Source organism: Rhodococcus sp. WY5, from assembly GCF_018588185.1.
GTDB classification, from domain to species: domain Bacteria; phylum Actinomycetota; class Actinomycetes; order Mycobacteriales; family Mycobacteriaceae; genus Rhodococcus_F; species Rhodococcus_F qingshengii.
Window position 1 is genome coordinate 1,632,169 of record NZ_JAAMPR010000001.1, and the last position, 22,248, is coordinate 1,654,416.

Annotated in this window: 20 protein-coding genes; 14 read left to right on the forward strand and 6 right to left on the reverse strand. The window is 61.9% G+C overall.

Translation table 11 applies throughout. The features are described 5' to 3' along the window. The first annotated feature begins 85 nt into the window (after positions 1–85). Complete coding sequence (locus tag G4D79_RS07445) at positions 86–1,801, forward strand: amidohydrolase (RefSeq protein ID WP_030536127.1); 1,716 nt, start codon at positions 86–88, stop codon at positions 1,799–1,801. Beyond that, on the forward strand, positions 1,801–3,135 hold the full coding sequence (locus G4D79_RS07450) for an MFS transporter (protein ID WP_050656991.1): 1,335 nt from the start codon (positions 1,801–1,803) through the stop codon (positions 3,133–3,135). The genes G4D79_RS07445 and G4D79_RS07450 overlap by 1 nt, the downstream gene beginning before the upstream one ends. A gap of 137 nt (positions 3,136–3,272) precedes the next feature. On the opposite strand, the gene G4D79_RS07455 is transcribed toward G4D79_RS07450, so the two are convergent. From G4D79_RS07455 to G4D79_RS35210, 3 genes are all read right to left on the reverse strand, one after another. Further along, on the reverse strand, positions 3,273–3,638 hold the full coding sequence (locus G4D79_RS07455; protein ID WP_007730475.1) for a hypothetical protein: 366 nt from the start codon (positions 3,636–3,638) through the stop codon (positions 3,273–3,275). A 336-nt stretch (positions 3,639–3,974) separates the two neighbouring features. Beyond that, positions 3,975–4,841: a S9 family peptidase gene (locus G4D79_RS07460; RefSeq protein ID WP_225320177.1), complete on the reverse strand. Its 867-nt coding sequence runs from the start codon at positions 4,839–4,841 to the stop codon at positions 3,975–3,977. A gap of 90 nt (positions 4,842–4,931) precedes the next feature. Beyond that, on the reverse strand, positions 4,932–5,978 hold the full coding sequence (locus G4D79_RS35210; protein ID WP_065455046.1) for a LacI family DNA-binding transcriptional regulator: 1,047 nt from the start codon (positions 5,976–5,978) through the stop codon (positions 4,932–4,934). Positions 5,979–6,226: 248 nt separating this feature from the next. On the opposite strand from G4D79_RS35210, the gene G4D79_RS07470 reads away from it, so the two are divergent. The 5 genes from G4D79_RS07470 to G4D79_RS34945 all read left to right on the forward strand — a co-directional run bounded on the left by G4D79_RS07470 (position 6,227) and on the right by G4D79_RS34945 (position 11,450). Next, positions 6,227–7,681 (forward strand): APC family permease, encoded by a 1,455-nt coding sequence (locus tag G4D79_RS07470; RefSeq protein ID WP_099697174.1) that lies wholly within the window; start codon positions 6,227–6,229, stop codon positions 7,679–7,681. After that, positions 7,678–9,282, forward strand: a complete 1,605-nt coding sequence (locus G4D79_RS07475; RefSeq protein WP_099697173.1) for a N,N-dimethylformamidase beta subunit family domain-containing protein — start codon at positions 7,678–7,680, stop codon at positions 9,280–9,282. The genes G4D79_RS07470 and G4D79_RS07475 overlap by 4 nt, the downstream gene beginning before the upstream one ends. A 1-nt stretch (position 9,283) precedes the next feature. Next, complete coding sequence (locus tag G4D79_RS07480) at positions 9,284–9,646, forward strand: cupin domain-containing protein (RefSeq protein ID WP_007730501.1); 363 nt, start codon at positions 9,284–9,286, stop codon at positions 9,644–9,646. Further along, the gene (locus tag G4D79_RS07485; RefSeq protein WP_064075032.1) at positions 9,643–11,088 is read left to right on the forward strand and encodes an aminobutyraldehyde dehydrogenase; all 1,446 of its coding nucleotides are present in this window, start codon (positions 9,643–9,645) and stop codon (positions 11,086–11,088) included. The genes G4D79_RS07480 and G4D79_RS07485 overlap by 4 nt, the downstream gene beginning before the upstream one ends. 227 nt (positions 11,089–11,315) lie before the next feature. Beyond that, entirely contained in the window at positions 11,316–11,450 is a 135-nt protein-coding gene (locus G4D79_RS34945; protein WP_003942853.1) for a hypothetical protein, read from the forward strand. A 14-nt stretch (positions 11,451–11,464) separates the two neighbouring features. On the opposite strand, the gene G4D79_RS07490 is transcribed toward G4D79_RS34945, so the two are convergent. After that, entirely contained in the window at positions 11,465–12,118 is a 654-nt protein-coding gene (locus G4D79_RS07490; RefSeq protein WP_064687876.1) for a nucleoside/nucleotide kinase family protein, read from the reverse strand. 124 nt (positions 12,119–12,242) lie between these two features. On the opposite strand from G4D79_RS07490, the gene G4D79_RS07495 reads away from it, so the two are divergent. From G4D79_RS07495 to G4D79_RS07515, 5 genes are all read left to right on the forward strand, one after another. After that, entirely contained in the window at positions 12,243–12,836 is a 594-nt protein-coding gene (locus tag G4D79_RS07495; protein WP_007730510.1) for a TetR/AcrR family transcriptional regulator, read from the forward strand. Positions 12,837–12,881: 45 nt separating this feature from the next. Next, on the forward strand, positions 12,882–13,760 hold the full coding sequence (locus G4D79_RS07500; protein WP_223304467.1) for a crotonase/enoyl-CoA hydratase family protein: 879 nt from the start codon (positions 12,882–12,884) through the stop codon (positions 13,758–13,760). Positions 13,761–13,774: 14 nt separating this feature from the next. Beyond that, a complete protein-coding gene (locus G4D79_RS07505) occupies positions 13,775–15,418 on the forward strand; it encodes an AMP-binding protein (RefSeq protein WP_099697172.1) in 1,644 nt (547 codons plus the stop codon). An 82-nt stretch (positions 15,419–15,500) separates the two neighbouring features. Further along, positions 15,501–17,054 carry an acetyl-CoA hydrolase/transferase family protein gene (locus G4D79_RS07510; RefSeq protein WP_064443596.1) on the forward strand — a complete coding sequence of 518 codons (1,554 nt, stop codon included), beginning with the start codon at positions 15,501–15,503 and terminating at the stop codon, positions 17,052–17,054. 37 nt (positions 17,055–17,091) lie between these two features. After that, complete coding sequence (locus G4D79_RS07515) at positions 17,092–18,303, forward strand: CdaR family transcriptional regulator (protein ID WP_007730515.1); 1,212 nt, start codon at positions 17,092–17,094, stop codon at positions 18,301–18,303. Here G4D79_RS07515 and G4D79_RS07520 read toward each other — a convergent pair whose 3' ends face one another. Then, complete coding sequence (locus G4D79_RS07520; RefSeq protein WP_003942902.1) at positions 18,304–19,131, reverse strand: SDR family oxidoreductase; 828 nt, start codon at positions 19,129–19,131, stop codon at positions 18,304–18,306. Between the two features lie 162 nt (positions 19,132–19,293). On the opposite strand from G4D79_RS07520, the gene G4D79_RS07525 reads away from it, so the two are divergent. Then, the gene (locus G4D79_RS07525; protein WP_099697171.1) at positions 19,294–20,526 is read left to right on the forward strand and encodes a CdaR family transcriptional regulator; all 1,233 of its coding nucleotides are present in this window, start codon (positions 19,294–19,296) and stop codon (positions 20,524–20,526) included. Positions 20,527–20,530: 4 nt separating this feature from the next. Here the strand turns inward: G4D79_RS07525 and G4D79_RS07530 are convergent, their stop codons facing one another. Further along, positions 20,531–20,878 carry a hypothetical protein gene (locus G4D79_RS07530; RefSeq protein ID WP_030536118.1) on the reverse strand — a complete coding sequence of 116 codons (348 nt, stop codon included), beginning with the start codon at positions 20,876–20,878 and terminating at the stop codon, positions 20,531–20,533. 225 nt (positions 20,879–21,103) lie between these two features. On the opposite strand from G4D79_RS07530, the gene G4D79_RS07535 reads away from it, so the two are divergent. After that, a complete protein-coding gene (locus tag G4D79_RS07535; protein ID WP_003942925.1) occupies positions 21,104–22,189 on the forward strand; it encodes a TerC family protein in 1,086 nt (361 codons plus the stop codon). Positions 22,190–22,248 lie beyond the last annotated feature (59 nt).

Sequence of the window (22,248 nt, forward strand, 5' to 3'; positions counted from 1 at the left end):
TTGATGCATTGCATAGCTCCAGGTCAGGGCGTAGTTTTCGCTCAACACGCAGTGACCTGCACCACCATCTCGACGAAGGACCACCATGCGCAAGTTGCACACGCACGAAGCCTCGCCTCTCGACGCCACCGGCACGATCTTCACCGGCGCCAAGATCCACACCGTTGACGACAGCACGGTGGGAGCCGAAGCGTTCCTGGTGTTCGGAAACCGCTTTGCAGCGGTGGGAACGCTCGAGGAATGCCGCACGGAGGCGCGTCGGCTGAGCACTCGCACAACCGCGGTGGTCGAACTCGACGGCGCCACCGTCGTCCCCGGCTTCGTCGATCCACATGCACACCCGTTGATGTACGGGCAGATGCTCAGCTGGGTGGACTGTGGGCCGGAGAAGGCACATTCCATCCCCGGAATCATTGCGCTACTTCAGGAAGCGGCGCTCACAGCACCTGCGGGCGTCCCGATTCGCGGATACGGCTACGAGCACCGCAACCTGATCGAAGGGCGTCACCCGCTCAAGGAAGAGCTCGATCAGGTGGCCACCGATCGCGAGGTCTACCTCATGAACGCGAGCGGTCACGGCGGCGTCGTCAACTCCTTCACTTTCGACAAGCACGGTATCGACGCGAGCACCGAGAATCCGGCCGGTGGCGAGTTCTTCCGAGATGAAGACGGCGAACTCACCGGTGAGCTCTCCGACGCCGCGTGCAACATTCTCACCGGCGTCAACGGAGTGAAGGTCGGCCATCACGGCCCCAACTTCCATCTCGAGGACGAGCCGGAAGAGCACCTTCGCCAGCTGTCGGTCGCTCAGGACAAGTTCCTGGCCGGTGGCGTCACCACCATCGGTGACTGCCAGGTGACCCGGCGTGAATTCGACATGTACCTGCGTCTGGCCGAGCAGGATCAGCTCAAGACCCGCGTCAGCATGTACATGCTCAGCCACCTCCTCGATCACGTCATCGACACGGGAATGCACGGAGCCTTCGGCAATTCGCGGCTCGCGTTCGGGGGCATCAAGTTCTACGCCGACGGCACACTCGGAGGCTGGACCGCATACTTCCCCGACGGCTACGTGGGCGACCCGTGCCGCACCGGGCAGCTCTACCACGAGCCGGCGGACTACTCGGAGCTGATTGCCAAGGCACATTCGGTGGGTCTGCAGACCGCCACGCACGCTCAGTCACCGACCGCCATCGACATGGTGCTCGATGCCATCGAAGCTGCGCAGAAGGCTCACCCCGACGCCGACGCTCGTCACCGCATCGAGCATTGCGGACTCCCGACGGCCGAGCAGATCGCAAGGATGAACCTGGCCGGTGTCTACCCGGTGAACCAGCCACAGCACTACTACAACTGGGGCGAGGGCGTCACCGCTGCGATCGGCACTCCGGGCGAGCGGTTCAACCCGCTCGGCGAGTTCATCGCTGCCGAAGTTCCCGTGACCATCAGCTCCGACGCCCCCGTCGCAGAGCCGAAGCCGCTCGAAGCAATTCAGGCAGCCGTTACTCGTGTGACGCGTCAGGGCCATCAGCTCGGCTCCGATGCACTCCGCATCACCGCCGACCAGGCATTGCAGGCTCACACCCTCAACGGTGCGCGTGCGCTGGGCCGCGAAGCAGAGCTGGGCAGCATCTCGGTCGGCAAGCGGGCCGACTTCGTCATTCTGGGCGCGGATCCCCTCGAGGTTCCGGCCGACGCGATTGCGCAGATCGAGGTCCGAGAGACCTGGATCGACGGCGAACTCGCACATTCAGGTCATAACCACCTATTGTCGAGCACTTCGACCACCGAGGAAAAGTAATGAACCGAGAGCAACAGATCGTGAAGGCCCGCAAGGCGGGATTTGCAGCCTTCGTCGGTACAACTATCGAGTGGTACGACTTCTACGTGTATGCCACGGCAGCCGCCCTGGTGTTCGGTGACATCTTCTTCCCACCCGGAACCGACCGCCTGACCGGCGTTGCGGCGGCGTTCGCGACATACGCCGTCGGTTTCTTCGCTCGCCCGCTCGGCGGAATCGTGTTCGGCCATGTCGGTGACAAGATGGGCCGACGCACCGCATTGGTTGTGACTTTGACGCTGATGGGTGCAGGCACGTTCCTCATCGGCATGTTGCCCACTTACGCGTCGATCGGGTTCTGGGCGCCGTTACTGCTGGTACTGCTCCGCTTCGTCCAGGGCTTTGCCGTCGGCGGCGAATGGGGCGGCGCGGTCCTGATGGCCGTCGAGCATGCACCCGAGGACAAGAAGACCTTCTACGGCGGTTTCGCTCAGCTGGGCAACCCGGCCGGCGCGCTCCTGGCCACAGGTTTCTTCAGCATTCTCTCCACCTTCGGCGACGACGCTCTGCGCGAGTGGGCTTGGCGTCTGCCGTTCCTCTGCTCGGCGCTGCTGATCCTCGTCGGCTTGGTCGTTCGCCTGAAGGTCGAAGAGTCCCCGGTTTTCGAATCCGAGGTGAAGTCCGCGGACGTACCGGAAATGCTCCCGCTCAAGTACGCGCTGGTGACCAACTGGCGCCCGATCATCCTGGGCATCGGCATTCTGCCCGTCGCAGTCGGCGGCTACTACCTCGTGACGACCTTCATCACGGCATACGCAACCGACCCCGATGTCGGATTGTCGGAGACGTTGATTCTCAACGCGCTCAGTGTCGCTGCAGTGGTCGAATTGATCGCGACTCTCGGCGTGGCGTGGCTCGGCGACAAGGTGGGACGCGTCCGCGTCGTCATCTGGGGCCTTGCGGCAGTCGCGATTCTCGCAGCGCCGCAGTTCCTGGTGCTGAAATCCGGATCAGTGTTCCTGATCTTCCTGACCTTCGCTGTCATGCGACTGGTGCTGGCGGCCACGTACGGTCCGATCGCCGCTGTTCTGTCACAGATGTTCAAGCCGCAGGCCCGCTACACGAGCATCTCGTTGGCGTACCAAGGTGCAGGCGCTATCTTCGGCGGACTGTCACCGCTGGTGTCGACGCTGATGTACAAGGCAACCGGCAGCATCTGGCCGGTCATCGCACTGCTGATCGGCATGTGCATCCTGAGCATCGTGTGCCTGCTCTTCGCTCCGCAGCACGTGGACGAGGCGACCGATACCGACAGTGCTCAGCAGGGACTGAACAAGGAATCGGCTTCCGCCTGATTGCCGAGAGTCGGCTTCCGCCTGACTGCCGAGAGTCGGCTTCCGCCTGACAACTGAAAACACGACAGCTGGGGCAGTACACGATTTCCGTGTACTGCCCCAGCTGTCGTTTCAGGTCAGTTGTCGTTCAGCGCCGGTTACGCGCCGACGAGATGGCGATGAAAATGATCGCTGCGTCGGTGGGCCTGGCTGAGATTTCTGATCTCACGCAGCCAGAAGTGAGACGCCAGCGTGTTACTGCTTCCGTAACCAGTGCCGGACGTGTCTTCGTCGATCAGGGCGACAAGCGCTTTGATCAGGCTGGTGACCTTGAGGTTGTTGGTCTGAGAATGTCGGAGCAACAGCTCGGCGGCTTCGTCGGTGCTGCAACGGTAGAGGGTGCAGACGATTTCGATACCGCGCTCGCGGATCCGGCCCGAAGTAGTCGGGATCCGTAGACCGTTCGTCGAGTTGCTGTTCGTCTGGTTGTTCGTGTCGTCGGGGTGAATCATGGTGTTGATCAAGGTATTCCTTTGAACCGCAGGGTCTTTGGGCCCGTGCGGTGTGTAGCGCATGTTGATACTGGTGCAGTCGGTACGCGATTGGCGGCGGACTCCGTCGGAGCCTTCGGCCTGGTCAACAATCTGCGGGACTGATGAAAGTGCGTAGTGATCAAAGGCGCGGATTTGCACCGAACTGGAAGTCTGCCCCTGGAACGAATACTGGAACTGTTGTTCCGGGCGAAGCGACCGGCTGCCTGACTGACGGCTGCCCTCTGATAACCCCACCGTACGTCATCGATTGAGTTTCAGCTAATTCTATTTCGAGCGGCTGAGAGCACTGTGGCCCGTATTACCTGCTCAAGAGGCATTTATGTGGCCGATTATTGCTTGCTTGGTGGTAGCCCAGGCGTCGGTCGTCGGGTTGCCGAACTCGCCGTGGCCGACGCCGGGAAGTTCGATCAGATCGACCACGTCGCCTGCTGCTCGGGCGGCACGGGCATAGCGCCGACTCTGTTCGACCGACACGACCTTGTCTCCGAGTCCGTGGATCACCGTGACGGGGAGGCCGGTGGGGAGGTGCTCGATCGGTGATGCGATGCGGTAGCGATCGGGATGATCGGTAGGCATGCCGCCCAGAAGGTTTCGAACAAATCGATCTTTGCCCGCGGTTGCGGCGAGCGTCATGTCGAAGACGCCGGCCATGATCGTCGTCGAGCGAACCGGCACCGAGAGGTTTGGTTCCGGGGCGTCTGCACCCTGTTGGGATCGCGATGCGACCCAGGCGGCAAGTTGTCCACCCGCGGAGTAGCCGGCGATGTGTATACGGCTCAAATCCAGTCGCCCGGAGGCCTTTTCCTGAACGATGCCGGCCAGGGCGTTGGTGGCCGTAACGGTATCGGAGAGCGTGGTCGGCCAACCACCCTGACCGCCGACGCGTCTGTATTCGATGTTCCAGACCGCAATTCCGTACGGGGTCAGGGTTTTTGCCCACGCGCCCGCGTATTCGAGATTGCTCTTCTGGGCCCATCCACCGCCGTGAATGAGTACGACGACCGGCAGGTCACCGTCCGATCCTTCTGGAAGATACAGATCGCCGAAAGTGTCTGCGGCCGCGGCGTAGGCGATGCGGACCGGAGCGACGTCGCGGTCGAGGCCGGTCGCACTGCTGACAGATGCGAGGAGGGCGAGTGCACAGACCAGCACTACGGCGAGATACCCGGCCAAGCGGTCGCGGGAGCGGTGCGCGATGACCTGATTCCTCTCGGCAGGCGACGGACGATAATTCGGAAATCAGTCTATCGGTGCCAGGTGAATTTATGGTGTGAGCGAATGGGCCGTGCTCGCTCGCACACGGAGTTCGCTACGCGTATAGCTCTGAACTGGGGATTCGTCACCGTTGACCAGAGCCAACAGTGCATCTACGGCCGCTGCCGCCTGTTCTTGGGGGAAGAAGTCGAATGCGGTGATCGGGGGCTGGGAAACCAGCAGGGCGGGTTCGTCACTGTCCTGTGCAATCAAGACGTCACCGGGAATCGACAGCCCGAGATCGAGGGCCGCTCGCGCCGCTGCCGGGGCGCAACCGAGAATCAACGACAGGATCGCGTCCGGCGGAGTCGAGGAGTCGAGGGCCTCGCGGGTGGCCGCATACGCGGCGCCGATGAGGCCTTCGACGGTGCTGGCGCCCGGAAACGACGTCAATTCCTCGCTGGTGCGTGGTGCCACGCCTCGGGCGCGGCACCACTCGAAGTAAGCGAAAGTCGTTGCGCGGGTCCACTCCGAATGCATTCCGGGAGTGAGGACGAAAATGTCCCTTGCGCCACGTTCGGCGAGGTGGTTCAGAAGAGTCTCCGTGGTGGAGACGAGGTCCGGCGAGGTGGAGTATCCGAATTGCCCGGATTGTCCAGGACCCACTGCGACAGAGGGGATTCCGATCTTCTGCAGAACCTCGACGCGCGGGTCGTCGACCATCGGGTCGACGACCAGTACGCCGTCCATCTCGATGCGCCGCAGTCCGTTCGGATCTTTCATCGACGGTAGTAGGAGGAGTGAGTGATCGGCGTGGAATGCAGCCTGGGTCGCGGCGGTCGCCACGCGCCCGTACCAGTCGAAATTGAGGTACTCGGCCGATGACAGTTGGTCGGGAGCGGGGAGCATCAGCCCGAGGGTGGCAGTCCGACCCGACCTGAGATTCTGGGCCGACCGATTGGCACGGTATCCAAGGCGGTCGGCAACCTCTTGAACCCGAGCGCGAGTGGCCGCGTCGACCCGGCCCTTGCCGTTGAGTGCATAGGAGACCGTGGACACCGCGACGCCGGCGGCGTTGGCGACATCACGAAGCGTCGGCGAAACAGGGGTAGCCACTGCGGATCGTTTCTACTCGTTGGTCGGTTTGTCTCCAGCCTATCGATCAATCGTTTCGGCATGTTGCGTGCACCGGTGAGGGGCACCTCAAAACAAAACGTCGAATCGTTTCAGCGCAGGTATTGACACTGGTGAAACGATTCGGCACTCTCTTAGGAACACCGGGCGAACGTCGAGAGAAATTCGGGCGAACCTCGGGAAACCTGACCAGGCAGGCGCATACTTGCCTTAACTCGCGGAGCCTCCCCATGACCGAAAAAACCGACCCTCCCGGTGCAGGAACGCATTCTGAATCCGGTTCTCTCACGTCATCCTCGGGCCTGCGCGCCGGAACTATCAACAGCCGTCATCTGGTCTTCTTCGTCATCGCCGCAGCGGCGCCACTGACGATCCTGGTGGGATTCGCGCCACTGGGCCTGATGGTTTCCGGCGCTGCGCTTCCGGTGGGGTACGTCGTTCCCGGGATCGTCTATCTACTGTTCGCCGTCGGCTTCACGGCGATGAGCAGGCATATCCGCGGCGCGGGCGCGTTCTACGCCTACATCACCGAAGGGCTCGGAAAAACAGTCGGCGCAGGCGCCTCTGTGCTGGCTTACATCGGCTATCTCGGTGGCCAGATCGGATTCGTCGTCGCTTGCGGCATCTTTCTCTCGTCGACGATCGAGTTGTTCTTGGGAGTAACCGTTTCCGTCTACACCTGCGCATTGGCGGTCGCAGTTCTGGTCGTGGTGGTGGGATATCGCAGGGTCGATATCGGCGCGAAGGTGCTGGCCGTTTTGATGGCGCTCGAGCTCGGCGTCCTCGCAGTCTTCTGTGTGGCGGTTCTGTTGAAAGGCGGCCACGAAGGACTGTCGCTCGACAGTTTTTCGCCGTCGACCTTCATGACAGCCGGACTGGCGAGCGTCTTCGTGTTGACCTTCACCTCCTTCGTCGGTTTCGAGCAGACGGCGATCTACAGCGAGGAAGTTGTCGATTCCAAACGCACAGTGTCGCGTGCGACCTACACAGCAGTCACTGTTCTGGCCGTGGTCTACGCATTCTGTGCTTGGGTGATCGTGCAGGCCGTCGGCCCAAGTCGGATGGGCGACCTACTCGGCGGTGACCCGTCCGAGCTGATCTTCGATCTCAACAATGAATTTGCCGGCTCCATGATGACCGACGTGATGCATCTGTTGATCGTCACGAGCTTCTTCGCGGGTTGCCTTGCCCTCCACAATGCTTGCAGTCGCTATCTGCTCACCATGGGGCGCGCGAAAGTCTTTCCTGCCGCGCTTGCACGGGTTTCGCCGACCACTGGAACGCCGAGCGTCGCCGGAATCACACAAGGCGCACTGGTATTCGCGGCAATCGCCGGCTTTGCGCTGACGCCCGCAGACCCGTACACCCAAGTAGTCGTGTGGACGAATACACCAACGATCATCGGTGTGCTGGTGTTGCAGGTTCTCACTTCCGTCGCCGTGCTCAGGTTCTTCTCGCAGGATTCTCGCGGTGAAGGTCTGTGGCAGAGGTTGATTGCACCCTCGCTCGCTGCAGTGGCGTTGATCGTCGCGCTCGGATACCTCTTGATGAACATGAGTGACCTGACCGGGTTGACCACCGCGCAAAACTTCTTGTTGGCAGTGCCATTGCTGTTGGCTTTCGCATTCGGCGTGGGACGCGGGATGCGCGTACGTGAACACTCGGTCGAGGAGTTGTCGGCATGAGCGAATACGCATGGTCGGTCCCCGGAGGGTTGGTCGAACGTCCCGGAATTGTTCCGGGCGCTCCCGAGATATGGGTCTATGCGGACAGGTTCTCGTACTTCGGTGGTGACACCGTCTCGATCCGAGTGCATACCACCGCAGAAGAATACGACCTCGAAATTGTTCGAGACGGCGCCCGGCCGCAACAGGTCGCGCAATACGTCGGTCTGCCGGGCAAGCAGCAGCAGACGCCTGCCGACGCGTACGCAGTGGGCTGCGACTGGTCGGAATCCCTTGCCGTCGAGATAGATCCGAAGTGGACGTCCGGCATGTACTTGGTTCTGGTCCGGATGCTCCACGAAGGGGTGACTATTGAGCGGGAGGGCTTCTTCGTCGTCAAGGCGCGCGAACCCGAGCATGCCGACTTCGTACTCATTCACACCACCAGCACGATGTTGGCCTACAACGACTGGGGTGGGGCAAACCACTACCGAGGTGTTCCGGACGGCTCCGGCGATGTGCCGACACCGATTTCCTCGACGCAGCGTCCCGTCGCGCGGGGGATGTTGCGCAAACCCGAGGGCGCAGCACGCAACATCCACACCGACACACCGGGAATCGGATGGATACCCCGTCACCCGCCGTACGAATGGGCGTGGGTGAACGGCTACTCGCGTCACCATGCGGACGCCTTCTGGGCCACTTACGAGAGGCCGTTCACGGTCTGGGCGGAAGAGCAGGGGTTCCGCGTCCACCACGTGACACAACACGATCTGCATAACGATCCGTCAGCGCTGCATGGATATTCATGCGCAGTTGTCGTCGGTCACGACGAGTACTGGTCCTGGGAGATGCGTGACCGCATAGATGATTTCGTCGAAGAGGGTGGTGGTCTGGCGCGATTCGGCGGGAACTTCCTGTGGCAGGTACGCCTCGAAAACGACGCACAAGTCTGTTACAAGAATCCGTTCGACGATCCGATGCGAGAAGTCGACCCGACCCGGGTGACGACGGCGTGGGATTCGCCCGAGGTTGCCCGACCGGGGGCGTGGACGATGGGATTGACCGGCATGGCCGGTGTCTACAATCGTTACGGTGCAACAACTCCCAGGTCTTCGGGCGGTTTCACGGTATACCGGCCGGATCATTGGGCGTTGAACGGAACCGACCTGTACTACGGAGACAACCTCGGGATCGCCCCGATCTGTGTTGCCGGATTCGAGATGGACGGCGTGGATTTCACGTTCCGGAAGGGCCAGCCGTATGCGACCGGCGTCGACGGCGCTCCCGAGGATCTGGAGATCATCGCGATGGCGCCGGCAGTTTCGGGTTCGCGGGACAAATGGAACGGGAAAGTTCCGATCGGTGCGCCTTTCGCCGAAGTGCAGGGAATCATCGAATGCTTCTATGGCAGTGAGCCTCCAGATCACCTTCGTGATCTCGAATACGGATCGGGAATGGTCGCCTGTCACAAGCGAGGTCTCGGCTCCGTGTTCAACGCAGGTTCCACCGAATGGGTGAACGGGCTGATCCATCACGATCCGTTCACCGAACGAATAACTGCAAACGTACTGAATCTGTTTGCTGCACGAATTTCCAGCTCCAACACGAAGGAAAAATGACATGAGTGTCAACGACATTCGAATGTTCGGGCCAGGGCAGGGGACGCGGTTCATCCCGGAGTGGGGTGACGACGCGAGCCCGAACTGGTCGGAATCCGAATGGAGGTCGTTCGGAGATCCGAACGGGGAATACTTCGGCGGTGGTTGGGAAGGCGAGCCCGGCACGCTCTTGTGCGACCCGTATCCGTACGACGAGGTCTGCATCATGATCAGCGGCCGGGTGGCGCTGATCGACCTCGATGGAAACCGTCGCGAATTCTCCGCTGGGGAAGCATTTTTCGTGCCGCAGTCGTTTCGCGGTACCTGGGAGACGGTTGAGCCGTCGAAGAAGTTCTTCGTCGCGCTCCCCGGATCGCGCTCATGACGGTGGAAACTTCGATGACTGTCGCAGCGTTTGGTCACGTGATCAACGGAACGTGCGAGAGCCCGGCAGGTAGACTTTCCGTGCTGGTCGATCCGGTGACCGACAATGTATACGCCCGTGCTGCCGTCGGTTCCGCCGATGACGTCGACCGAGCCTGCCGTTCGTCCGAGAAGGCTGCGCGGTCCTGGCGCCGGTCCACCCCTGCGCGCCGTCAGGAGTTGCTGCTGGCCCTCGCGGACGCGCTGGAAGCAAACGCGAAATATTTCCTCGAGGTCGAATGCCGCAGTACCGGCAAGCCTCTCAGGCAGGTGCGAGACGACGAGATCCCGCAGTGTGTTGACTTTCTGCGGTACTTCGCGGGTATTGCCCGCTCTCTGCCGGGCGTTGCCGCAATGGAGTACACGGAGGGTGCTACGTCTTATGTCAGACGTGAACCCATTGGCGTGATCGGTGCGATCGCTCCTTGGAACTACCCGTTGATGATGGCGGTCTGGAAGATCGCGCCGGCACTCGCGACGGGAAACACCCTCGTGCTCAAGCCGGCCGAGGAGACGCCGGAAACCGCGGTGATGCTGGGAGTGCTTGCAGCGCAGATCTATCCGCCCGGGGTGTTGAACGTAGTGTGCGGCGATCGCGATACCGGAGCCGCGCTCGTCGCTCATCCGGTTCCTCGGATGATTGCGCTGACGGGATCGACGAGAGCGGGTATTTCGGTCGCAAAGGCCGCGTCGGAAGACGTCAAGCTGTTGCATCTCGAACTCGGAGGCAAGGCACCCGCCGTTGTTTTCGCCGACGCGGACCTCGACGGCGCAGTCGCGGGGATTGTTGCCGGGGCCTTTTACAACAGCGGTCAAGATTGCACCGCTGCGACGAGGATTCTCGTTCAAGAGGAGGTTGCGGAGGAGTTCACCGAGAAGTTGACGGCTGCGGCCGCGGACTTGAGGTTGGGCGGACCGGAATCGGGCGATTGTCTCGGCCCCCTGGTCAGCCGCGCTCACCGTGATCGAGTGGCGGAGTTGGTAGAGAGACGCTCAGCAAATACGAACGTATGTATTGGCGGGGGAAAGCCAGCTGGACCAGGGTTTTTCTATCTGCCGACTGTTATTTCCGGGGTGCAGCAGGAAGATGAACTGGTCCAGGAAGAGATATTCGGGCCGGTTGTCACCGTACAGTCGTTCTCCACCGAGGCTGAAGCGATCGAACTTGCGAACGGGACCAAGTACGCTCTCGCGTCGAGCGTGTGGACGTCCGACCACGGCACCGCGATGAGGATGACGGCCGAACTGGACTTCGGCTGCGTCTGGGTGGGAGCCCACGGAATGCTCGCCGCTGAGATGCCTCACGGTGGCTTCGCTGGGTCGGGTTACGGCAAGGATCTGTCGGAGCTCGCACTGGCGGAGTACACGAGGGCCAAGCACGTCATGCATGTGACGAGCGTCTGACTCCTCGGCAATATCCAACGATGGCCACCTGCCCGCGCTGCGGGACGGTGGCCGTCGTCGTGCCTCGGTGGACCTGCAAGCTGCTGTTTGAATATGTTGCAGTGCAACATGTTTAGAGAGAATTTTCGTTGATTCGGGTCGCGAATGCCGGTAAAGTGACGTGTGCAACATTGCGCACTTCGGCGCACATTCAACCCCACTTTCAATTCTGACTCCAGGAGACTGCCATGGGTTCATCCGACACCGATCTCAAAGCGCTCGACAGCGTTATCACCGTCGCCGGTGCATTGGCGGCGATATTCGGCGGAATCGCCGGAGTTGCCGGGCTGGCCACTTTTCTCGGAACCGGCGGCGGTTCTTAGGTTTTCAGCTGACATCAGTGAGGCTCGGACCGTTCGATTCTGACGATCAGATCCGCGCGTGGCCTGACTGCGCTGATCAACTCGGCGTTCGGCTGATCTACCCGTTTCACCCACTCTGCAGCCGCTTCGGAACTCTTTCCGAAGCGGCTGTGGCGTTTCACCAAGCGCTTCGTCCGAGTTTCCTCCGGAACGTCGAGATACCAGACCTCGTCGAGTGCTGCTCGCACTTCCTGCCATCCACCACTGGGTAGGAGGAGATAGTTCCCCTCGGTGACTACCAGCGGTGTACATGGATCGACAGCCGTTGTGCTGCCTATTGATTCGTCGAACTCGCGATCGAAGACCGGAGCATAGACCGTCGAGTTCGAGGCTCGGAGTCGGCGTAGTAGAGCCGCGTAGCCGTCGACGTCGAAGGTGTCCGGTGCGCCTTTGCGTTCATGCCTGCCGAGTCGGTCGAGTTCCCGATTGGCAAGATGAAAACCGTCCATCTCGACGATGGAGCAACGAGAACCTAATTTCCGCACAATTGCCTGTGACACCGTCGACTTTCCGGCTCCCGGTGCGCCCGTGATGCCGAGGATTCTCCGACCGTCGTCGGTGATCAGGGAAGCAGCGCGTGAAGCAAGTTGGTCGAGCGTCAGCGAGACGGTCGGCGGTGAGGTCGTCACGTGTTGCTCCGATCAGTCCGAAGGGCCGGTGCATCGAGAGTACGCCGGAGGCTTTCGGCCATTGACAGTCTGAATGGACTGTGAAACTGTGATCCATGCCACTCGAGAAGTTGGAGGTGAGACCGTGACCCTGCGCGATGCGCAGCGCGAAGCGACGCGCCACCGGATTCTCGATGCGGCAACGGATTTACTGATAGCGGACGGTTATTCATCTCTGACGGCGCAGTCGGTGCAAACCGCTGCCGGAGTCAGTCGGGGCGCTCTGCTGCACCACTTTCCGAACATGCAGGAGCTCACTGCGGCGTTGGTGTCGAACATCGTCGTACGGAACGAGGTGGCGGTAAGAGCTGCCATGTCTCGGCAGGATTCGTCGGTTGACACGATCGAGAACTCGATCTCCGCTCTGTATTCGGCGTTGACTCAGCCGCCATTTCAAGCGGAACTCGAACTGTGGTCCGCAGCGCGGACGGATCCGGTGTTGGCCGAGGTGCTCCGGGAATCGGAGCGAATCGCCGGACGGGATCTGCGGCGAGTTGTCCACGATGCTTTCGGTCCCGAAATTGTTGCTTCCGAGAACTATTCGCAGATTGCAGATCTGACGGTGCTGATGCTCCGTGGTTTGGCGCTGTCCCGGGCAGTGCAGAAGAGCGACGCGTCTGCGCGTCGTTCGATCAGTCAATGGGCAGGCGTCGTTCGCCTGCTCCTCACCCAGAACTAGCGCAACTCGTTCCGAGCGAGGCGCGCTCTGTCGACAGGACCGATGATGACGGATTTTGCGACCCTGAAGTACGAGACGTCCGGTGGTAAAGCGTATATCACGCTCAACCGTCCCGATCGGCTCAACGCGATCGACGACCGGATGCCGTCGGACATTCGAAACGCGGTGGCAGCAGCCAATGACGACGACGAGGTCCGTGTGATCGTCTTGCAAGGTGCGGGCAAGGCGTTTTGTGCCGGGTACGACCTCAAGAAGTTTGCCGAAGGCGACCTTGACGGAAAGTGGAACCAGGGCCCGGTCTGGGACCCCATCAAGGACTTTCGCGGGATGAAGCAGAACACCGACGACTTCTTCACGCTCTGGCGATCGCTCAAGCCGACGATCTGCAAGGTTCAGGGATATGCGATTGCCGGTGGGAGTGACATCGCGCTGTCCTGCGACATGCTGATCATGGCCGACGACGCTCGCATCGGATACCCGCCTGCGCGTGTGTGGGGTTGCCCGACGACGGCGATGTGGGTGTACCGGCTCGGCGCCCAGCGTGCCAAGCGAATGCTGTTGACGGGAGACACCATTGACGGTGTCACTGCGGCTGACTGGGGATTGGCGCTCGAAGCGGTGCCGGCCGACGAATTGGACTCGGCGGTGGAAGCGTTGGCGGATCGCATCGCCGGTGTTCCGCTCAATCAGTTGGCCATGCAGAAGATGATGATCAACCAGGCGTACGACAACATGGGGCTGCAGGGCACCCAGGTGCTGGCAACCCTGTTCGACGGAATTACGCGTCACTCGCCGGAAGGGCGCTGGTTCAAGGATTTTGCCGAGCGCGACGGATTCCATGCCGCGGTTCAGTACCGCGATTCCGGACGCAAGATTCCAGACGGAGGCGGGCCGCTCCCCGCGTCCGACACCCCTCCTCGATAGAAAGTGGATGTGAGATGAGCAGTGTTCTCGAAACGTCGTACTTCCCCGCTGACGTGTCTGACCCGATAGAGGAGCAAACGGTGGGTGGGCTGCTGCGAGAGTGCGCCGCGGACTCGCCGAATCTGATTGCAATCAGAGAAGTGGTTCCGACGCAATCGCATTCGCTTTCCGGGGCGGCTGAAACCGATCGCACGTGGACCTTCGCGCAACTGCTGGACGAAGCGGAGGGGTGTGCGCACTACCTCTTGTCCCAGTTCGATCGCGGAGACAGGATCACCGTCTGGGCTCCGAACGTTCCGGAATGGATGATTCTGCAATACGGCGCCGCGCTCGCCGGAATGGTTCTGGTGACCGCCAATCCGGCGTTGGGTGCGGAGGAGCTGGCGTACGTCTTGTCGCAGTCCCAGTCTCGGGGGCTCTTCCACACCGGAAAGTTCCGCGGTGGCGATATGGCAGCGGTTGCATCCGAGGCGATTTCGATTTCGGGAGAAGAAGTTCTCGCAGTCAACTTCGAGGAGTGGGATCGCCAGGTTCGAGGTTGGGCGGGCGAACGGGGCGCTCTGCCGGAAGTCTCGCCTGACGACAATGCGCAGATCCAGTACACGTCGGGAACCACCGGAGTTCCCAAAGGTGCTCTGTTGCATCACCGCGGATTGGTCAACAATGCCGATTTTGTGAGTCGGAGAGGCCGATTCCCTGAGCGGGGTTCGGTTGTGTCGGCCATGCCGCTGTTCCACACCGCCGGGTGCGGCATCCTGGTTCTCGGCGCCGCGCAGCGAAGAATGTCCATCGGCCTGATCCAGTACTTCGATCCGACTGCGGTTCTCGATGCGGCGGAACGCTTTCACGCTGACGTGGTCAGTGGAGTGCCGACGATGCTGATCGCGATGATCAACGACGCCAGCTTCGCGAGTCGCGACTTTTCGGCCTGTTCGGTGGTCGTATCCGGCGGGTCGTCGGTCCCGCCCGAACTCGTCAGCACGGTGGAGTCGGCCTTCGGGGCGGGGTTCAGCATCGTCTACGGACAGACCGAGGCCAGCCCCGTCATCACACAGACCAGCCCGGCCGACACCCCCGAGGACAAGTCGGAGACGGTCGGACTCGCGTTGCCGCAGGTCGAAGTGAAGATCTCCGACGTCGTGACCGGGGACAGCGTGCCGCTCGGCGAACAAGGCGAGATCTGCGCGCGCGGGTACCTCGTCATGACCGAGTACTTCCGTAATCCGGAGGCTTCGGCCGACACCGTGGACAAGGACGGTTGGTTGCATACCGGCGATTTGGGGACGATGGACGAACGTGGATACGTCCGGGTTACCGGCCGCCTCAAGGACATGATCATCCGCGGCGGTGAGAACATCTATCCGCGTGAGGTCGAGTCCGTGATCTTCACACATCCGAAGATTCTCGACGTGGCGGTCGTGGGTGTGCCCGACGAGGTGTGGGGTGAGCGAGTTGTCGCCGTCATCCGCTGGAAGGACGAGTCCGACCAACCGACCGCCGCCGAGCTGGTCGAGTTCTGCACCGAGCGACTGGCGCGCCACAAGGCGCCCAAGGAGTGGTTCAGCGCGGAGGCGTTCCCACTGACAGGGTCGGGCAAGATCCAGAAATATCGAATTGCGAGCCTGGTCGGCGAAGGCGTGTACGGCGTCGTCAACTGATCGGTGCACATAGCACGTCGGAGCGATTCTGTCTGGGTTATCCCCGTAAATCGCTTCGACGTGCCCTGCTTATCCTGGTGCCGTGAGTTCAACCTTCGGTGAGACCGGACACAACGCCACCTCCAACCGCATTCGCGCCACAGCGTTTGCGTCGAAGGTGATGTCTGCGTCCGACGCCGTGAAGTTCATCAACCCGGGCGACACCGTCGCGATCAGCGGTTTCGCGAGCGCCGGTACACCCAAGGTTGTCATTCCGGCCCTGGCCGAGCGTATTCACCGGACCCGCGGCAACGGATCGAACTTCACGATCAATCTCCTGACCGGCGCTTCTGTGTCCACCGAGACCGAAAGGCTGCTCGCGGAGGTCGACGGAATCGCGCTGCGCATGCCGTATCAGTCCGAGGCCACCGCACGTCGCCGGATCAACGAGGGTCGTATGGACTACGTGGACATCCATCTCTCCCACGTGGCTCAGCAGGTGTGGGAGGGCTACTACGGCAACGTAGACGTCGCGGTGGTCGAGGTCGCCGGTATCACCGAATCAGGGGAATTGATTCCCTCCGCGTCGATTGGCAACAACAAGACCTGGCTGGACGTCGCCGACAGAGTCATCCTCGAAGTCAACTCGTGGGTGCCCGAGGCGATGGAAGGTATTCACGACGTCTATTACGGCACCGCGCTGCCGCCGCATCGCAAGCCGCTCGAGATCATTCGTGTCGAGGACCGGATCGGCCAGACCACGTTCCGAGTGGATCCCACGAAGGTTGTGGCCGTTGTCGAGACCAACTGCCGTGACAGCGCGAGCCCTCTCACTGCACCCGACGCCGTCAGTGAGGCGATCGCCGGCCACGTCCTGGAATTCTTCGACTTCGAGGTGCGCGCCGGACGGATGCCGGCCGATACGTTGCTTCCGCTGCAGGCGGGCATCGGCAATGTCGCCAACGCGGTGCTCGGAGGGCTCGATCGGGGGCCGTATCGCGGCCTGACCTGCTACTCCGAGGTCATCCAGGACGGGATGCTGAAGCTGATCAAGGACGGAACCGTCGCGCATGCGTCGTCGACGGCTTTGGCGCTCACCGAAGAGGGCATCGAAGAACTGACCGCGAACATCGACTTCTACCGCCACCACATCACGCTCCGTCCGCAGGAGATCAGCAACCACCCGGAGGTGGTGCGCAGGCTCGGAATCATCGCCATGAACGGCATGCTCGAAGCCGACATCTACGGCAACGTGAACTCGACGCACGTCATGGGGACGAAGATCATGAACGGAATCGGCGGCTCGGGGGACTTCGCCCGCAACGGCTACGTGTCCATGTTCCTGAGCCCGTCGACGGCCCGCGGCGGTGAGATCTCGGCGATCGTGCCGATGGTTCCGCACGTCGACCACACCGAGCACGACACTCAGGTGTTGGTGACCGAGCAGGGGTTGGCGGATCTGCGAGGTCTGTCGCCGCGGCGACGCGCGCGCCTGATCGTCGACAAGTGTGCTCACCCGGAATTCCGGCCACTGCTCCACGATTACATCGCTCGCGCCGACGCTCAACCGGGTGCGGGGCAGACGCCGCACATCCTGGGCGAGGCATTCTCGTTCCATCAGCGGTACATCGACACGGGTTCGATGCGCCTTTCGTGACGCCAGGCAATGCTGCCGGCAGTGAGAGAATGCGAGGGTGAGCCGAACCGGGGTACCTGACGACGCCATACGCCGGGTTGCCGCGGCGGGGGCCGATGACGCCGGTGGCCTGCCCGTCGAACTGCTGGGTGATTTCCTCGACGTGCTCAGCGACGCTGTCTGTGAAGGGAAACCGCTGCAGCGTCGCCAGCTGCACCGCTTCCGCGCTCGCGGGGAAGAAGCAGCGCAGCAGGGTGTCGCCTTGCGAGCCCTGCTCGATCTGTATCTCTCCTCGGCCTGGCGTCTGTGGCGTGAACTGCCTGCTGTTATTGCGGCACAATCGGATCCGAACGCCGTCGTCGCGGCCGGCGAAGTGATGCTGCGTGCCGTCGACGATGCCGTCGCCGAACTGGCCGAAGGGTTTCAGTTGGCCAGACGTTCTCTGGTCCGCTCGCAGGTATCGGCACGCCGCGAGTTCGTCGACGACTTGTTGACCGGCGGCGCTGACGTCGTCGGATTGTTGGATCGCGCTTCAGGATTCGGTCTCCACCTCAGTGGTCCGCATGCCGTGGCGGTAGTGACCGCCGCCCGTGAGTTCACCGACGACAACCCTTTGGTGCGCGCCGTCGAACGTGCCGTTCTGGGTAGCAAGGGTGACGCCGATGCGTTGGTCGCCAGCAAGAGCGGCAAACTGGTGGTCGTTTTCGCGGCGCCGGATCGCGATGCCGTCGACCACGTGCTGGCAGGGATTCGGTCGGCTCTCGGGCCGGGGACCGATGACGACGGGCGAGTGCAGTTGCAGCGGCGTCCTTTGGACGGCACGTGGCAGATCGCTGTCGGGCGCCCTCGAACCACCGCTTCGGGCGTGGTGGCGTCGTACCGGGAGGCGCTGGACGCACTGGACCTGGCGCAGCGCCTGTCGTTGACCGCACCGATCATCGATGCTCGTGACCTGCTGGTCTACCGGGTTCTGGTCAACGACAGACCGGCGGTCACCGACCTGATCCACACCCTTCTCACACCGCTGCTCGAGGCGCGTGGTGGCGCTGGACCGATGATCGACACACTGCTCGCGTACTTTTCCGCCGGCGGCAATACGGCTAAAACCGCCCGAGACCTGCATTTGTCCGTCCGCGCCGTGACGTACCGGTTGGACCGCATCCGTGAACTCACCGGTCAGAACGTCAACGATCCCAACGACAGCTTCGCGCTCCACGCTGCCGTACTGGGTGCGAAGCTGCTCGACTGGCCGGCCACCGAGCTGACCTGATCAGCTTGCGCGGGCGCGTTCTTCGTAGGCAGCACGTGCCGCGGTGTCGACGTCGCCGAGAAACTGCGTCTCGACGCCGAACAGTCGGCTCAATGCCTCGTACGGCCGCCGGGGGAAGAAGCCCTGTGCCTGCACGAGCAGCCCGGACACCCGCGTAATGCGTACGCGTGGGCGCGGTTTGGTGATCAAGCCGACGACGGCTTCGGCGATTTCCTCCGGCTGAACCTCTCGGAATCCCTTCATTCCCGAAGTGCCCGAGGTGAGTTGGGTGTTGGTGAGCGTCGGCAGCACGGACGAGATGTGAACTCCGGTGCCACGAACTTCCTTGCGGACAGAATCGGTGAAGCCCAACACCGCATGCTTGGCGCCGCAGTACGTCGACAAACCGGGGCACGGGAGTTCGCCTGCAAGCGAAGCGATGTTGATGACGTGTCCACGTCCGCGCGGAAGCATCCGTCGCAATGCGAGCTTGGTTCCCGTGATCACGCCGAGGACGTCGATCTCGATGATGCGTCTGGTCACGGAGTCGTCCTCGTCGACGATCCGTCCGACCGGCATGATGCCCGCATTGTTGACCAGCACGTCGATCGGGCCGAGTTCACCTTCGACGGTGTCGAGGAAGTCGAAGAACGAGGCGGGGTCGGTGACGTCGAGGCGCCCGAACGTGCGGATGCCCAAATCCTTGGCTGCTCGCGCGAGAGTGGCTTCGTCGATGTCGCCGATCGCGACCGTCGCACCCAGGCTGATCAGCCGCTTCGCGGTGGCGTATCCGATGCCCCGGGCGCCGCCGGTGATGACCACTACCTGACCGTCGAAAGGTTTGTTCATTTACTCCAGCGTCTCCAAAGATAGGGGTTGGTTGCAGTGAGATGAATCTGCAGGGATGTGATTGTGGACCAGTCGAAACCGGGTTGCTAGGGCTTCTTGGCCGAAGTGAGACGATAGATTTGTGACTAAGTCACAATCAGGGTGACAAGTCGGGGAGGCGCCATGGACACATCGGAGTTGGACGGCTGGATTGCAAATCTCGCGCCCATCTATCTCCAGCCGGAGGTGATCGACGGTTTCGTTCAACGCATCGACGACGCCATTGCGGTGGCCAATCCTGAAGTGGCGGGTGATCGGGAGCTACGACGCGATGTGGATGCGAGCACTGCGGCGCAGCTTCGAGTCATCGTGGCCGCGATCGCGGGCGGTTCCCAGGAGGTCACGCCGCCGCCGGAGTCGGTTGCGCTTGCACTCACCGTTGCCAGGCGCGGTATGGATCTTCGAGTCCTGCTCAAGATCTACGGTGCCGGACGGCTCGCGATGCTGGGCTTCGTCGACGAGTCGATAGAAGCACTCCCGATCGGTCCGGAACTCAAGCGCGCACTTCTGGTCCGAGTGTGGGGTTCGGCGATGAGATGGCTGGAAGTGACCACCGAATTGTTGGTGGCAACGTATGCGAAGGAGCGTGAGAGCTTGGCGCGCGGCGCTTTTGCGCGTCGGTCCGAGACGGTGCACGCGATTGTCGCAGGCGAAGCATTTCACTCCGATGAGGTGTCGCAGATTCTCGACTACCCGATGCGGCGCCACCACACTGCGTTTGTTCTCTGGACGGACGACACCGATCCGGCCGCCGACGTATTGGCCCGATTGGATTCGTATGCGCGTTCCTTTGTGGACGAGTCGAATGCCGAGCGCGTGCTGACGCTGCCTTCGGGGGCGCGCGAGGTGTGGTCGTGGGTCGCGCATTTCGACGACCATGAGTGGGCGGCGCTCGATCGTGCTCGGAATTCGGACCTCCGTGTCGCGGTGGGGGCCAGCGGTTACGGAATGGAAGGATTCGCGCGCAGTCACCGCGAGGCTCTCGCCGCGCAGCGCATCGCGGTCCGTTCGACGGGTTCACCGGGGGTCACCGTCTACGAAGATGTTCAGGTTCCCTGTCTGCTCACCGAAGATCTGGACGAACTGCGTGCGTTGGTGGCCCGGGAATTGAAAGGACTCGCCGGCGCGGACGGTGTCACGACGCGTATCCGTGACACCGTTCGGGTCTATTACGAGAACAATTGCACTGCAGCCGCTACCGCCGTGGCGCTCGGTCTGCACAAGAACACCGTGCGGTATCGACTCGATCAGGCCGAAAAGCTGTTAGACCGCAGCGTGGACCAGCGTCGGCTGCCAACAGAGTTGGCGCTCATCGCGCTGGAGAGCTACGGAGCCGCCCTCCTGGCGAACCCGTGACTCGCTACTGCATGTCGTCGAGCCCGGGGAGCGAATAGCCGGAGCTGTCATCCCAATCGGCGGGGGTGTCGTCGAGTGAAACGTCCCAGTCTGCGTCGGGCACCGCTCGCCGGAGTTCGGTCAGAGCGTTGAACCAGTAGACGAGCGAAGGGATTACCTCGGTCGGGTCGCTCGAGATCTTTGTCGAACCGTTGAGCAGAGTGTCGGGGATATCCGACGGATAGAGGTCCAGGACCTCGTAGTCGAACGGAAATTCGTCGTTGTGGACGGCGATGAGTCGGTCGACTTCGGCCTTCTCGTCGTCGGTCAGCGGTGTGGTGCGGACGGCGGAGTAGTACAACGAGGTGCTCATGCTTGCCAGGCTAGAACAAGATGCCGTCCAGCGGCGGTTTCGGACGCAACACCCTCAGATTGCATGGTTTCGGCAACTTCAGGTGTGAAAGTCGTCGATATTTCGACCCGGATGGATAGAAGTCGGCAAGGAACACTGGAGAAGACGGCGAGACGGCCGTCCGAACCCAGTGAAGGAGCTCCCCGTGACCGCAGTCATCAGTGCCATTCGGGTAGGTGGTCAGCGATGAACGTTCCCATGTGGGCGTGGGCCGCGTTCGCCGCAGTCATCGTCGTCATGTTGCTCATCGACCTGCTCGCCCACCGCGGCGCGCACGTCATCGGCTTCAAGGAAGCGGCCTGGTGGAGTGCACTCTGGGTCGGTTTGTCTCTCGTATTCGCGGTGGTCGTCACCCTGACCTTGGGGGTGAACTCGGGCGTCGAATTCACCACGGCCTGGCTGTTGGAGAAGAGCCTCTCCGTCGACAACCTGTTCGTGTTCGCCCTGATCTTCGGTTACTTCAAGGTGCCCCGTGAATACCAGCACCGCGTGTTGTTCTTCGGTGTCATCGGCGCCCTGATCTTCCGCGGTATCTTCCTCGCCGCCGGCGTTGCCGTGGTCAGCAAGTTCACGGCCGTGCTGTTCGTCTTCGCCGCCATCCTGCTCTACAGCGCCTACAAGCTGCTCAAGGACGACGACGAGAACTTCGATCCGGGAACCTCGCTGGCGGTTCGCTTGCTGCGCAAGATCATGCCGGTTCGCGAGGAATACGCAGGAACCAAGTTCTTCGTCAAGGAAGCCGGAAAGCGCGTCGCAACACCACTGTTCGCCGTCGTCGTCGCCATCGAAGCTGCCGACCTCGTGTTCGCAGTCGACAGTGTCCCGGCAGTGCTGGCAGTGAGTGACGATCCATTCATCGTGTACTCCAGCAACGCGTTTGCGATCTTGGGTCTGCGTGCCCTGTACTTCCTGCTCTCGGGCCTGCTCGAGAAGTTCCACTACCTGTCCAAGGGTCTGTCGATCATCCTCGCCTTCATCGGCGTGAAGCTGATCATGCAGGCCAGCCACAAGGTGATCAGCACGTCGATCCCCGAGATTCCCTCACTGGTCAGCCTCGCGGTGATCATCGTGGTGTTGGCAGGCTCGATCATCCTGAGTCTCAAGAAGCCGCTACCGGAAGAGCCTGAGGCCGAAGAGGTTGCGACCGGTGATGCACCGATCGACCTCGAGAAGTCAGGTGCTGACGGCAGCATCGAGAAATCCGGCGTCCAGCTCGCAACCGGCGAGCGCGACGACGATGACGACAAGGTAGATGCTCGGCCCAGAGGCTGACGCCTGATCGGCTGAACGAATCGAAAAGGGAGACCACACAACGACGTGTGGTCTCCCTT

Coding starts and splice junctions, on each gene's coding strand:
- G4D79_RS07445 (WP_030536127.1), top strand. CDS start 86: ATGCGCAAGTTGCACACGCACGAAGCCTCGCCTCTCGACGCCACCGGC.
- G4D79_RS07450 (WP_050656991.1), top strand. CDS start 1,801: ATGAACCGAGAGCAACAGATCGTGAAGGCCCGCAAGGCGGGATTTGCA.
- G4D79_RS07470 (WP_099697174.1), top strand. CDS start 6,227: ATGACCGAAAAAACCGACCCTCCCGGTGCAGGAACGCATTCTGAATCC.
- G4D79_RS07475 (WP_099697173.1), top strand. CDS start 7,678: ATGAGCGAATACGCATGGTCGGTCCCCGGAGGGTTGGTCGAACGTCCC.
- G4D79_RS07480 (WP_007730501.1), top strand. CDS start 9,284: ATGAGTGTCAACGACATTCGAATGTTCGGGCCAGGGCAGGGGACGCGG.
- G4D79_RS07485 (WP_064075032.1), top strand. CDS start 9,643: ATGACGGTGGAAACTTCGATGACTGTCGCAGCGTTTGGTCACGTGATC.
- G4D79_RS34945 (WP_003942853.1), top strand. CDS start 11,316: ATGGGTTCATCCGACACCGATCTCAAAGCGCTCGACAGCGTTATCACC.
- G4D79_RS07500 (WP_223304467.1), top strand. CDS start 12,882: ATGACGGATTTTGCGACCCTGAAGTACGAGACGTCCGGTGGTAAAGCG.
- G4D79_RS07505 (WP_099697172.1), top strand. CDS start 13,775: ATGAGCAGTGTTCTCGAAACGTCGTACTTCCCCGCTGACGTGTCTGAC.
- G4D79_RS07520 (WP_003942902.1), bottom strand. CDS start 19,131: ATGAACAAACCTTTCGACGGTCAGGTAGTGGTCATCACCGGCGGCGCC.
- G4D79_RS07525 (WP_099697171.1), top strand. CDS start 19,294: ATGGACACATCGGAGTTGGACGGCTGGATTGCAAATCTCGCGCCCATC.
- G4D79_RS07530 (WP_030536118.1), bottom strand. CDS start 20,878: ATGAGCACCTCGTTGTACTACTCCGCCGTCCGCACCACACCGCTGACC.
- G4D79_RS07535 (WP_003942925.1), top strand. CDS start 21,104: ATGAACGTTCCCATGTGGGCGTGGGCCGCGTTCGCCGCAGTCATCGTC.